The following is a 12,944-nucleotide window of genomic DNA, read 5'->3' as shown; positions in this document are numbered from 1 at the left end:
CCCTGTGTGCATCGGTGGCACGATTTCCCCGTATCCTTTTTTGTTTGTGCACTGTACAAACCGATGGCATCGCGCGCATCACCCATTCGTGGGATAAGGCCGGTTTTTCCTGCCGCCGGCACCGTTTTTTCAGGCGGGCGGCGGCATGCCCGCCAGTTCGCCGACCCGTTTCACCACTTCGGCCAGCAGCGGCGAGCGGTCGTCGCTGCGATAGCTCATCATTACCGGCGAGGTAAATCCGGGTGCATGGATCGGCATATAGATCACGTCGTCGCGGTGCAGCCGCTGCACCGATGCCGGCACCAGGCAGATACCCAGCCCGGCGGCGACCAGGCCGATGGCGGTCTGCAATTCGTTGGCCTCCTGCGCCACGCGCAGTTGCAGGCCCTGGGTGCGGAACAGCGCGAGCACGTGGTCGGCATAGCTGGGCCGGGGCCGTGCGGGATAGAGCACGAAAGGGTGGGCCGCCAGTTGCTCCGGCGTCATCGGGGCGCGGCCCAGCGCCGCATGGCCGCGGGGCACGGCCACCACCAGCGGCTCGGCCATCACCACCGAGCGGGTGATGGCGGGGTCGTCCAGCACGATGCGGCCAAAGCCGATATCGATGCGGCCGGCCTTCAGTGCCTCCAGTTGCTGTACGGTGGTCAGCTCGGACAGGCCCACCTCCAGCGCCGCATCGGATCCGCGCACCAGGCGGATCAGCTCGGGCAGGAAGCCGTAGAGCACCGAGGGCACGAAGCCGATGCCGAACCAGCGCTTTTCATTGCGGCCGATACGCCGCGTGCCTTCCACGATCTCTTCGATGCGCTGGTTCAGTTGCAGCGATTGCTCCAGCAGGAAGCGCCCGGCCTCGGTCAGTCTCACCGTGCGCGAGGAGCGGTCCAGCAGCACGGTGCCGATTTCGTCCTCCAGCTGGCGGATCTGGCGCGACAGCGGCGGCTGGGCGATATGCAGGCGTTCGGCGGCGCGGGTGAAGTTGAGTTCGGCCGCGACAGCCTGGAAATAGCGCAGGTGGCGAAGCTCCATGTGACGGTCCTTTCATACTCAAAAGGTATTGATCGGGACATACTCGGTCTTGGACACCACGGATGTCAAGCCACATACTGCCTCCCAGCGTATTCCATACCTGGTAGACACAGCATGAAAGCAACCGTTGCCTCCGTCGAAGCCATCCTGGTCGACCTGCCCACCATCCGGGCCCACCAACTGGCCATGACCACCATGCAGCGCCAGACCCTGGTGATCGTGCGGCTGCGCTGCAGCGACGGCATCGAGGGCATTGGCGAAGCCACCACCATCGGCGGCCTGAGCTACGGCGACGAAAGCCCCGAAGGCATCAAGCTGACCATCGATACCTATCTGGCGCCCGCGCTGGCCGGCATCGATGCCTGCAATATCCACGCCGCCATGCAGCGCCTGGGCTCGGTGGCGCGTGGCAACCGCTTCGCCAAGTCGGCGCTGGAGACCGCGCTGCTGGATGCGCAGGGCAAGCGCCTGGGCCTGCCGCTGGCGGCACTGCTGGGCGGTGCGGTGCGTCCGAACCTGGCCTGCCTGTGGACCCTGGCAAGCGGCGACACCGCACGCGACATCGAAGAGGCCGAATCCCTGCTGGAAGCGCGCCGCCACAACACCTTCAAGCTCAAGATCGGGCGCCGCCCGGTGCGCGACGACGTGGCCCATGTGTCGGCCATCAAGCGCGCGCTGGGCGACCGCGCCCGCGTCACGGTGGACGTCAACCAGGCCTGGAACGAGGCCGATGCCGCCACCGGCATCGCCATGCTGGAAGCTGCCGGGGTCGACCTGATCGAGCAGCCGGTGCCGCGCGAGCAGCGTGGCGCGCTGGCGCGGCTGGCGGCGCGCTTCGTGGTGCCGGTGATGGCCGATGAGGCCGTGTGCGGCCCCGAGGACGCGATGGAACTGGCGCGGCTGGCCGCGGCGGACGTGTTCGCGCTGAAGATCGCCAAGTCGGGCGGCATCTTCGAGATGCTGCGCACCGCGGCGGTGGGCGATGCCGCCGGCATCGCCCTCTACGGCGGCACCATGCTGGAGGGCAGCGTGGGCACCATCGCCGCCGCCCACGGCTTCTGCACGCTGCCGAGGCTGGCCTGGGGCACCGAGCTGTTCGGCCCGCTGCTGCTCAAGGATGATGTGGTGACGGCACGCCCCGAGTACCGCGACTTCGCCTTGCACCTGCCGGCTGGCCCGGGGCTGGGCCTGACGCTGGACGAAGACAAGCTGGCCCACTACCGCCGCGACCGCGCCGCCTGAGGCGCGCTCGCCGCGATCCCGACCCAACCTGGACCCAAGGAATCAAGCATGCTGTTTCTGGTGAGAATGGACGTGAAGATACCGGCCGATATGCCGGTGGCGCTGGCAGACGAGATCAAGGCGCGCGAGAAAGCGTACTCGCAGGACCTGCAGCGCCAGGGCAAATGGCCGCATATCTGGCGCGTGGTGGGCGAGTACGCCAACTACAGCGTCTTCGATGCCGAATCCAACGACGAACTGCACGCCATGCTGTCCGGCCTGCCGCTGTTCCCGTACATGGAAATCCATGTCACGCCGCTGGCCCGGCATCCATCGTCGATCCGGTAACACCGTAGGCCCGTCATACCGTAAGACGAAGGCTACTAAAACCCGCCGCGGCCCACGATGGCCGCGATTGCACTTCACTCCAACTGGAGGAGACTTCGATGCGCTTGTCATTCCTGCGCGCATGGGCCGCCTGCGCCTGTGCGCTGGCCACCCTGGCCGTGCTGCCGTCGGCCCATGCCGACACCTATCCCGACCGCCCGATCCGCTGGATCGTGCCCTTCCCCGCCGGCGGTGCGATGGACAATATCGCCCGTACCCTGGGCCAGGAAATGTCAAAGACGCTGGGTCAGTCCATCGTGGTGGAAAACCGCCCCGGCGCCGGCGGCAATATCGGTGCCGAGATGGTGGCGCGTTCGCCCGCCGACGGCTACACGCTGATCATCGTGGCCAACGGCATGGCGGTGAACCCCGCCCTGTACGGCCGCCTCAGCTATGACCCGGTGAAGGACTTCGCACCGGTCTCGCTGCTGGCCGTGGTGCCCAATGTGCTGGTCACCAGCAAGGCCAAGAAACTGCCTGCCACCGTGCCCGACCTGATCGCCGCCGCGCGCGCCACGCCGGACAAGTACACCTATGCCTCGGCCGGCAACGGCACCTCCATCCACCTTGCCGGCGAGCTGTTCACCTCGCTGACCGGCGTCAAGATGCTGCACGTGCCGTACAAGGGCAGTGGCCCGGCCATGACGGACCTGCTCGGCGGCCAGGTCGACTATATGTTCGACAGCATCACCTCGGCCAAGCCGCATATCGACGCGGGCAAGCTCACGCCGATCGCGGTGACCACCACCAGGCGCTCGTCGGCGCTGCCCAACGTGCCGACCATGGCCGAGGCCGGCGTCAAGGGCTATGAGCTGTCGCCCTGGTTTGCCGCCTTCGTGCCGGCCAGGACGCCGCCCGCCGTGGTGGCGCGCCTGAACCAGGCCATGGTGGACGCGCTGGCCAAGCCGTCGGTGCGTACCCGTCTGGCGGGCATCGGCGCCGAGCCGATCGGCAGCACGCCCGCGCAACTGGGCAAGCACCTCGCCGCCGAGACCGAAAAATGGGGCAAGCTGATCCGCGAACGCGGCATCCACGCGGATTGAGACCGACATGACCACTGCATTTCACCAGGGTGCCGCGCTGCACTATCGGATCGAGGGCGCGGCGGATGCGCCTGTGCTGGTGCTGTCCAACTCGCTGGGCACCGACCTGCAGATGTGGGCGCCGCAGATGGACAGCCTGCTGACGCGTTTTCGCGTGTTGCGCTACGACACGCGTGGCCACGGCGGCTCCAGCCTGCCCGGCTCGGCCGAGCCGTTCGGGTTTGCCGAACTGGGACGGGATGTACTGGCCATCATGGACCACGCCGGCATCGGGCGCGCGCATTTCTGCGGGCTGTCGATGGGCGGCATGACCGGCATATGGCTGGCGGCCCACCATCCCGAACGTTTCGATCGCTTCGTGCTGGCCAATACCGCCGCGCTGATCGGGCCGGCAAGCGGCTGGGACACGCGCATCCAGACGGTGCGCGCGCAGGGCATGGCGGCCATCGTCGATGCCGTGCTGGCGCGCTGGTTCAGCGCCGGCTGGCTGGCCGCCAACGCCGCGCGTATCGCGCCGGTACGGCAGATGCTGCTGGATGCCACGCCGGCAGGCTACACGGCCAACTGCGCCGCCGTGCGCGATGCGGACCTGCGCCCGCTGCTGCCGCGCATCGCCAGCCAGGTGCTGGTGATCGCCGGCACGCACGACCTGGCCACCACGCCGGCGCAAGGCCGCGAGGTGGCCGATGGCGTCGCCGGTGCGCGCTACGTGGAACTGGACGGCGCCCACCTGTCCAACTGGGAGCAGCCGCAGGCATTTGCGGATGCGGTGTGCGGCTTCCTGGCAGGGTGATACAGGGGATGTCGATCCCGTTGTGCGTTGTCTGAAGCGCACCACGGCCTGCTTGTCCCGCGGCTTGCCGCGCCTGTGTTCCGTCAGGCCGCAAGGCGCGCGGCCGACATTCACTTGTCAGCGGTCACGATAGGGGCGTTGCATCCGGAATAGGAATAGCGCTCTGGCACTGTCCGTGCGCGGCAGGTGGTGCCGCCACCACCGATGTGCCCGGTCGCTTCGTGGTGAATCAAGACACAGGCGCGGGCCACGCAAGCCTGCCGCCCCTCATCCCGACTATGCATCTCGACTATTTCGCCGGTCCGAAGTGGATATCCCCATACCACGCCCGCGCGCTCGCGCCGGTGTTGTCGGTGTCGGTAAGCAGGCCGTAGGCGGTGACCCTGCCGGGCTTCTCGTGGAAGGCGTGCTCGTAGTCCTGCACCACGTTGCGGCTCAGGGACAGCCACCTGCCGGCGCCTTCCGGACCGCCCGAGACCACGATCATCTTGACCCGCGAGGTATGGGGGTTGTCGATGACCGAGCCGATCGGCGCGGTATTGGACCAGATGTACATCAGCGTGGCATAGGGCAGGTCCTCGCCCGCCAGCGTCCTGGCGAGCTGGATGGCGGTGCGGTCGCCGAACGACAGCTTTTCCTTGTCCCCGTCGAACACGAAGATCAGCCGTGCGGGGGCATCTTCCTGCGCAGCGATGCTGTTGTCGGCATTGTCGATCGGGTGTTCGATCTTCCAGCGCCAGCTTAGCTGCGGGGTGGCTTCCAGGTCGACGTTGCCCCGGTGCATCAGCGCGGAGGCGGAGGCGACGGCGTCGGCCTCCAGCACCGTGCCGTGTTCGTCCGCCACCAGGCTGTAGTGGGTCAACGCCTTGCCGTGCGCGACCGGGAGGTTTTTCCATGCCGCCGGCAATGGGCCGCCGGGCGTGCCGGCCGAGAATACGGCACCAGGCGCCACTGCCGCCGCCGCCGCCGAGGCCGCCGAGGCCTGTGCCTGGGCGGGCGCGGCGGGCACTATCAGCGAGCCGCATATCAGCAGGCCGGCCAGTATGCCGGCGCCAGCAGTACCGGCGCCGGACGCGCCGCGCGGGGCCGGGCGTGCCGCCGCACCGGGGAGGGGCTTCGAACCGGGAAGCGTGGTCATGATCGGTTTGCCTGACGGGCGACAGCATTGTTTCCAAGGCTTCCATTGTAGGCAGCCGACCGCGCGTTTGCGTGAGCCGTACGTTGCCGACCGTCCGCATGACCACCCTAAGGCGAGGTTTGCGGACGGTGTTCACCGGGGTGTCTGTCGAAGGCAAAGCCCTGGGCCATCATCGCGCCGAACCCGGCGCGCCCGATTTGCCTGACGTAGCGATGCCTGGTCGCGGTTGCGGCCTGCCATGCCGCGCATCGTCGCGTAGACGATGTGGCCCGCCGCGGCCGGTGCCTGCGCCAGTGAGCAGGATGGCTTGCCGGCTAGCGTTGTTCATGATCGTTCCCCTTCGGTGTCGTGGCGGGCTCAGGCGACGCCGCCGTTGGCGCGCAGGATCTGGCCGTTGACCCAGCCGGCGCCGGGGCCGGCGAGGAAAGACACGACCGATGCGATGTCTTCCGGCTGGCCGAGACGTTGCAGCGGGGGCATGCTGGCGAAGGCCCGGATCTGTTCTTCGGTCTTGCCGTCGAGGAACAGCGAGGTGGCGATCGGGCCGGGCGCCACCGCGTTCACCGTGATGCCGCGGCCGCGCAGTTCCTTGGCGAACACATGGGTGAATGCTTCGACCGCTGCCTTGGTGGCGTTGTAGACGGCGTAGCCGGGCATATTCAGCGCCAGCGTGGTGCTGGAGAAGTTGACGATGCGCCCGCCGTCGTTGAGCCGCGCGGCCGCTTCGCGCAGGGTGTTGAAGGTGCCGCGCACATTGATGTCGAAGGTCTGGTCGTAGAGCGCGTCGCTGGTGTCGGCCAGCGGCACGGTCTTCAGCACGCCGGCGTTGTTGACCAGCACGTCCACCTTGCCCAGTTCCCGCTCGGTGAGTTCGAACATGCGGCGCACGTCGCCGGCCTTCGAGACGTCGGCCTGCACCGCGATGGCTGACGCGCCGGCCGCCTTCAGCTCCGCCACGAGGGCGTCGGCATGTGCCGAGCCGGTTGCGTAGTTGAGCGCTACCGCGAAGCCGTCTTGCGCGAGGCGCCGCGCCACGGCGGCACCGATGCCGCGGGAGGCGCCGGTAACGATGGCGACCTTGCTGCTGGCGATGTTGGTGGGGTTCATGATGCGTTTCCTTTCAGGTGGTGTGCCGGGTTGGTGAAACGAATCATGGATCATTCCGGTGAACGGATAATCGTCGGTAGCTTGATATCATTGCTCCATTGACATTAACAATAATGGGAAGGCGAGGCAGGCGGCCGCTCGCCGGGCCACGCGGCGGCATCTGCCCATGCAGCGCCTACGACACTTCAGATCCTATGGACCGATTCCAGGAAATGCAGGCCTTCGTGCGCATCGCCGAGCGCCAGAGCTTTACCCAGGCCTCCGGGGACCTGGGGATTCCCCGCGCCACCATCACCAACCTGATCAAGCGCATGGAGCAACGGCTCGGCGCGCGGCTGCTGGAGCGCACCACGCGCACGGTGCGGCTGACCCACGACGGCGAGGCGTATTACCGCCGTTGCGTGCGGCTGATCGCCGACCTGGAGGAAGCCGAAGGCGCGTTCCGGAACGCCGCACCCAAGGGACTGTTGCGCGTGAACCTGCAGGGCACGCTGGCGCGGCATTTCGTGGTGCCGGCGTTGCCGGATTTCCTGGCGCGGTATCCCGGCCTGGACGTCCACATCGGCGAGGACGACCGCCTGGTCGACCTGGTGCGGGAGGGAATCGATTGTGTGCTGCGCGCGGGGAACCTGCAGGATTCGTCGATGGTAGGGCGGCGGGTGGCGTTGCTGGAGCAGGTCACCGTGGCCAGCCCCGGCTATCTGGCGCACCACGGCGAGCCGTCCGGGCTGGAGGCGCTGCCGGGACACCGCGCGGTCAACTACATTTCGAGCGCTACCGGCAAGGCCGTGCCGCTGGAGTTCACGGTGGACGGACGCGTGACGGCGATGTATCTCGGGGGAACCGTATCCGTGACCGGCGCGGATCTCTACACCGGGTCGGCGGTGGCCGGGCTGGGACTGGTGCAGGTGCCGCGCTATCGCGTGGCCGGAGAGCTGGAGGCGGGCCGCCTGCGGGTGGTGCTGGCGGCGTTCCCGCCGCCGCCGATGCCGGTCTCGGTGCTGTACTCGCAGAACCGCCAGCTCTCGTCGCGGGTGCGCGTTTTTGCGCAGTGGTTGCGCGGGATATTCGAGACGGCGGGGACGGGGGACGGGACGGGTAGAAAGTCTTGAACCCGTCACCGCTAGCCACCGCTAGCCAGCGGCGTATGGATTGGTGCCTGTCGCCGCTTATTTCTTGACGTTGGATGGCAGCACCGAGTTCCGGTTGGCCTGTTTGGCGGACTGCGCGGACTGTGCCGATTGTGATTTGCTGCTTGCCGCTGCCTTTGGCGACGCGGCGCCGGCTGCGCCGATGCCGGCGCAAAGCAGGACGGCCAGCACTGCCACAGCCGTACTCTTTCGTGCATTCATGACTAACTCCCGTTGCGAGGCCGGTCCGCCTTGCGGCGTGCCGGCCACTGGTTGGTTCAGCTTCAGATACCCTCGGCCGGCGTCAGCGAGGCGGCGTCGGACCCGCCCTTGCGCCCGCGATTGCGGTTGACCCAGGCAAACACCACCGGCAGCACCAGCAGCGTCAGCAGCGTGGTGGTCACCATGCCGCCCACGATCACCAGCGCCAGCGGGCGCTGCGCCTCCGAGCCGATGCCGTGCGACAGCGCCGCCGGCAGCAGGCCCAGGCCGGCCAGCATCGCGGTCATCACCACCGGGCGCAAGCGCAGCGCCGCGCCTTCGACCACGGCCTCGTGCAGGTCTTCGGACTGCGCCAGCCGGTTCACGTAGGAGATCAGGATCACCCCGTCCTGGATCGCGATGCCGAACAGCGACAGGAAGCCGATGCCCGCCGAGATCGACAGGGTCTCTCCGGCGATGTGCAGCGACAGCAGGCCGCCGATGGCCGCGAACGGCACGTTCAGCACCACCATCAGCGCATCCTTGAAGTTGCCGAAGGTGCTGTACAGCAGCAGGAAGATCACCAGGATGGTCAGCGGCACGATCACCGCCAGCTTCTTCTGCGCGATCTTCATCTGGTTGAACTGCCCGTCCCAGAAGATGCTGTAGCCCGCCGGCAGCGTCACCGCCTTGCCGACCTTCTCCTGCGCCTCGGCCACCGCGCTGCCCAGGTCGCGCCCGCGCACGCCGAACTTGATGGCGATATAGCGCTTGCCCGTCTCGCGGTAGACGAAGAACGGCCCGTCGGTCGCCTCCACCTTGGCCACCATCGACAGCGGGATGCGCTGGCCGTCCGGCGTGTCCACCAGCAGGCGCCCGATCACGTCCGGGTTGTTGCGTGCCTGGTCATGCAGCCGCACCGACAGCCCGAAGGTCTTCTCGCCTTCCAGGATATTGGTCACGTCGTCGCCACCCACGGCATACTGCACCGCGGTCTGGATGTCGCTGACGTTCATGCCGAAGCGCGCGCTCTTCTCGCGGTCCACGGTGATGTTCAGCGTGGGCTGGCCCAGCTCCTTGAAGATGCCCACGTCGGCCAGGCCCGGCACCTTCTTCAGGGTGGACTCGACCTCCTTGGCCGTGTCCTGCAGCGTCACCAGGTCGGAGCCGTAGATCTTCACCGAGTTCTCGCCCTTGACCCCGGACAGCGCCTCATTCACGTTGTCCTGGATGTACTGCGAGAAGTTGTACTCGATGCCGGGGATGCGATCCAGGTGCTTCGACAACCGTTCCACCACCTGCTGCTTGGTGGCGCCCTTGGGCCAGTCGGCCGGCGGTTTGAAGTACAGCGCGTACTCCTGGTTGAACACGCCGGTGGAGTCGGTGCCGTCGTCCGGGCGTCCGATCTGCACCGAGACGGTTTTCACCTCGGGCTGCTCGCGGAAATAGCCGCGCAGGTCGCGCGCAATGGAAGCCGAGTAATCGAGATCGACCGTATTGGGCAGCGTGATGCGCAGCCACAGGTTGTTCTCTTCCAGCGTGGGCAGGAACTCGGTGCCGAGGTAGCGCGAGCTGTACAGCGTGCCGGCCAGGCCGATGAAGGCGGCCAGGAACACCAGGCCGGGCTTCTTCAGCAGCTTGCGCAGCAGCGGCTTGTAGCCGCGCAGGATGACCGCGATGAATTTCGGCGAGTGCGGCCGCAGCGAGCCGCGGAACACGAAGGAGGTCACCGCCGGCACGAAGGTCAGCGCGAGCACGATCGAGGCCAGCAGCGCGAAGCCCATGGTGAAGGCCATCGGCTTGAAGATGATGCCTTCCACCCCGCCCATGAAGAACAGCGGCGAGTAGGCCACGATGATGATGCCGGTGGAGAAGATCATGGCCCGCTGCACTTCGCTGGTGGCCTTGACGATGCCGTCCTCGACGTTGGTCTCGCCTTCCTCCAGGTGGCGCATGATGTTTTCCATCACGATCACCGCCGCATCCACGATCAGCCCGAAGTCGATCGCCCCGAGCGAGATCAGGTTGGCCGGCACCTTGAAGTGGTCCATATTGATGAAGGACACGCACAAGGCCAGCGGGATCACCGCCGCCACCACCGCCGCGGCGCGGAAGCTGCCGAGGAAGATGAACAGCACGATCAGCACCAGCGAGATGCCGACGAACAGCGCGTGCTCGACGGTCCCCATGGTGATGTCGAGCAGGTTCTGCCGGTCGTAGAAGGTCTTGACCTGGATGTTCTTCGGCAATACGTTCTGGTTGATGTCGGCGATCTTGTCGCGCACCCGCGCCAGTACCTCGGTGGCGTTCTCGTCGCGCTTCATCAGCACGATGCCCTCGACGATGTCGTCGTGGTGGTCGAACTGCACCATGCCCAGGCGCGGCGTATTGCCCACCCGGACCTCGGCAATGTCGCGCACCCGCACCGGCACGCCGTTGGCGACCGAGACGGTCACGTTGCGGATGTCGTCGAGCGTTTGCAGCAGGCCCACGCCGCGCACCACGAACTGCTGCTCGCCGGCCTTCATCAGGCCGCCGCCGGCATTGGCGTTGGCGTTCGACACCGCATCCACCACCTGCTTGAGCGAGAGCCCATAGGCCTGCAGCTTCTCCGGCGTCGGCACGATCTGGTACTGCTTGACCCTGCCGCCGAAGGCGGTGATGTCGGCTACCCCGGAGACGTGCTTGATCTCCTTGTAGATGTCATAGTCCTGGTAGGTCTTCAGGGTGGTGACATCGATGCCATCGCCTTCGATGCGGTAGCGCAGGATTTCGCCGGTGGCGTCGCCGTCCGGCGACAGGTTGGGCTGCACGCCGGGCGGCAGGTTGGCCTGCGACAGGTAGGTGACGAAGTTCTGGCGCGCCTTGAAGTTGTCGACGCCTTCCTTGAACTTGACGGTCACAACAGACAGCCCGAACAGCGAGACCGAGCGGAAGGACTGCACATCCGGCACGCTGGCCAGCGCGTTCTCCACGGGAATGGTGATCTGCTGCTCGACCTCCACGGTGCTGCGGCCGGGCCACTGCGTGATGGCCTGCACGGTGACCGGCGCCACGCCGGGATAGGCCTGCAGCGGCAGCCGCAGGAAGCTGAGCACGCCGAACGCCAGCAGGCCGAGGGCCAGGAAGACGATGACCAGGCGCCGCTTGAGGATGCTTCTGATGGGCGAGAAGACCATCTCAGGCCTCCTGCTTGAGCAGCATTTCGTTGAGCAGCATGCCGCCCTGCGTCACCACGCGAACCGGCGCGCCCGCGGGCGCGCCCTCGGTGACCTGGAAGGTGCCGTCGCTGCGGGGGGTGCCCTGCACCGCCACGCGCTCGATGTGCTTGTCGTCCGGCTGGGTCATCAGGTAGAGCTTGCCCTGGTCCTTGACGATGGCCGACTGGGGCACCACCAGCGCCTGCGCGGTGCCGGTGACGATGCGCGCGGTGGCGTACATCTCGGGCTTGAGCGTGCCGTCCGGGTTGGGCACGTCGCAGCGCACCTGCAGGGTGTGGGTGTCGGCGTCGACGTTGGGGGCGATAAAGCTGACGCGCCCGCGGTAGCGGCGTCCCGGGTAGGCCGGGGTCTCGATCTCGATGGTCTGGCCCAGGCGCACGTTCCTGATGTCGTTCTCGTAGAGATTGCCGGTGAACCAGATCGAGCGGGTGTCGATGATGCTCATCAGCGAATCGCCGACGTTCAGGTAGGAGCCCGGGTCCATGTCGCGCTTGACGATGGTGCCGCCGATCGGCGCGCGCAGGGTCAGCGTATCGGAGGCGGTACCGCGCTCGCGGATGCGGGCGATGTCCTCAGGGGTGGCGCCCAGCACGCGCAGCTTGTTCTCCGACGACTGCATGGTGAGCCTGGCGTCGTCCACCAGTTCCTTCAGGCCGCTGCCGCTCAGGGTGTGATAGGCGTTGTGCGAGAGCAGGTATTCGTTCTGCGCGGCGATGTACTCGGGCGAGTACAGTTCGGCCAGCGGCTGGCCGGGGCGCACCACGGCGCCCTCGTAGACCAGGATGTGCTCGACGCGGCCGGCCACGCGGGCCGAGGCCAGCTTGGCCTGCTGGACGTTATAGGCGAGCTTGCCGGGGGTGGGCATGTCGACCGCGACGGTCTGCATATTGAACACCGCGGACTTGACCGCGTTCGGGTCGAAGCCGCCCTCGGGCAGGGTCAGCCGGGAAGGCACGCGGCGCGGCTTGGCGGCCGGGGCCTTGGCGAGCGGTATGCCGGCCGGCTGCGCCTGTTGCGGTTGTTGCGCCTGCTGCGCCTGGGCCCAGTACTTGCCGCCCCAGATACCGCCGGCGAGGACCACCACGAAGCCGGCGCCGATCATCAGATTCTTGTTCATAGGTTCAAGGCCTCGCGGCCGTCAGAATTTGTCTCGTCCCACCGCGGCGGCCAGCGTGTAGTACGCCTGGCGAGCCTCGGACTCGGCTTGCGTCACGGCCAGTTCGGCGTTCTTGAGCGCGGAGCTGGCGGTGAGCAGATCGGTGAAATCGGCGTTGTTGTTGGCGTAGTTGGTGAAGGCCATCTTGTAGGCCGTCATTGCCTCGGGCAACTGGCGCTGGCGCAGGAACTCGGCCTGGTTGACCGACTGGCGCAGGTTGTTGTGCGCGGTATCGACGGCCAGCAGGGTCTGCTGGCGCACCGACTGGTCGTTGGCGTCGGAGGCCACCTTGTTGGCGACCGCTTCATCGACGCCGTACTTCTCCTTGGTGAAGAAGAACAGCGGGATGATGATGTCGAACTCGATGCCGTAGCTGGCGGGCTTGAAGCCCAGCGGCGGGTTGTTGCCGTTGAAGGTGCCGATGATCTGGAAGTCGGGCAGGTAGGCCTTGCGGGCCAGGCGCACGCCCTTCTCGGCGGCTTCGACCTGGAAGCGCGAGGCGCGCACATTGGGGTGCTCGC

The 12,944-nt window shown here is 67.1% G+C and carries 12 protein-coding genes; 5 read left to right on the top strand and 7 right to left on the bottom strand.

Translation table 11 applies throughout. The features are described from left to right. Positions 1–129: 129 nt before the first annotated feature. On the bottom strand, positions 130–1,026 hold the full coding sequence (locus P3W85_RS28090; protein WP_017224904.1) for a LysR family transcriptional regulator: 897 nt from the start codon (positions 1,024–1,026) through the stop codon (positions 130–132). A 114-nt stretch (positions 1,027–1,140) separates the two neighbouring features. On the opposite strand from P3W85_RS28090, the gene P3W85_RS28085 reads away from it, so the two are divergent. The 4 genes from P3W85_RS28085 to pcaD all read left to right on the top strand — a co-directional run bounded on the left by P3W85_RS28085 (position 1,141) and on the right by pcaD (position 4,470). Continuing rightward, entirely contained in the window at positions 1,141–2,268 is a 1,128-nt protein-coding gene (locus P3W85_RS28085) for a muconate/chloromuconate family cycloisomerase (RefSeq protein ID WP_276267156.1), read from the top strand. A gap of 48 nt (positions 2,269–2,316) precedes the next feature. Then, positions 2,317–2,595 carry a muconolactone Delta-isomerase gene (catC, locus tag P3W85_RS28080; protein WP_017224477.1) on the top strand — a complete coding sequence of 93 codons (279 nt, stop codon included), beginning with the start codon at positions 2,317–2,319 and terminating at the stop codon, positions 2,593–2,595. Between the two features lie 98 nt (positions 2,596–2,693). After that, complete coding sequence (locus tag P3W85_RS28075) at positions 2,694–3,677, top strand: tripartite tricarboxylate transporter substrate binding protein (RefSeq protein ID WP_017224476.1); 984 nt, start codon at positions 2,694–2,696, stop codon at positions 3,675–3,677. 7 nt (positions 3,678–3,684) lie between these two features. After that, positions 3,685–4,470, top strand: a complete 786-nt coding sequence (gene pcaD / locus P3W85_RS28070) for a 3-oxoadipate enol-lactonase (RefSeq protein ID WP_276267155.1) — start codon at positions 3,685–3,687, stop codon at positions 4,468–4,470. Between the two features lie 289 nt (positions 4,471–4,759). Here pcaD and P3W85_RS28065 read toward each other — a convergent pair whose 3' ends face one another. Continuing rightward, the gene (locus P3W85_RS28065) at positions 4,760–5,608 is read right to left on the bottom strand and encodes a DUF3047 domain-containing protein (protein WP_276267154.1); all 849 of its coding nucleotides are present in this window, start codon (positions 5,606–5,608) and stop codon (positions 4,760–4,762) included. Between the two features lie 357 nt (positions 5,609–5,965). Further along, complete coding sequence (locus tag P3W85_RS28060) at positions 5,966–6,715, bottom strand: SDR family oxidoreductase (protein ID WP_276267153.1); 750 nt, start codon at positions 6,713–6,715, stop codon at positions 5,966–5,968. A 194-nt stretch (positions 6,716–6,909) separates the two neighbouring features. Here P3W85_RS28060 and P3W85_RS28055 point away from each other — a divergent pair, with 194 nt between their 5' ends. Beyond that, positions 6,910–7,827: a LysR family transcriptional regulator gene (locus P3W85_RS28055; protein WP_276267152.1), complete on the top strand. Its 918-nt coding sequence runs from the start codon at positions 6,910–6,912 to the stop codon at positions 7,825–7,827. A gap of 57 nt (positions 7,828–7,884) precedes the next feature. On the opposite strand, the gene P3W85_RS28050 is transcribed toward P3W85_RS28055, so the two are convergent. The 4 genes from P3W85_RS28050 to P3W85_RS28035 form a co-directional block, all read right to left on the bottom strand. Then, positions 7,885–8,067: a hypothetical protein gene (locus P3W85_RS28050; RefSeq protein WP_276267151.1), complete on the bottom strand. Its 183-nt coding sequence runs from the start codon at positions 8,065–8,067 to the stop codon at positions 7,885–7,887. 62 nt (positions 8,068–8,129) lie between these two features. Continuing rightward, positions 8,130–11,225, bottom strand: coding sequence for an efflux RND transporter permease subunit (locus P3W85_RS28045; protein WP_276267150.1), 3,096 nt, complete (start codon positions 11,223–11,225; stop codon positions 8,130–8,132). A gap of 1 nt (position 11,226) precedes the next feature. Next, entirely contained in the window at positions 11,227–12,384 is a 1,158-nt protein-coding gene (locus P3W85_RS28040) for an efflux RND transporter periplasmic adaptor subunit (protein ID WP_276267149.1), read from the bottom strand. Between the two features lie 21 nt (positions 12,385–12,405). Next, positions 12,406–12,944 (bottom strand): TolC family protein (locus tag P3W85_RS28035; protein WP_276267148.1); only part of this gene is annotated, 539 nt, incomplete at its 5' end.

This window comes from Cupriavidus basilensis (genome assembly GCF_029335485.1).
Classification (GTDB): Bacteria; Pseudomonadota; Gammaproteobacteria; order Burkholderiales; family Burkholderiaceae; genus Cupriavidus; species Cupriavidus basilensis_E.
This window is presented reverse-complemented; position numbering and strand designations above follow the sequence as displayed.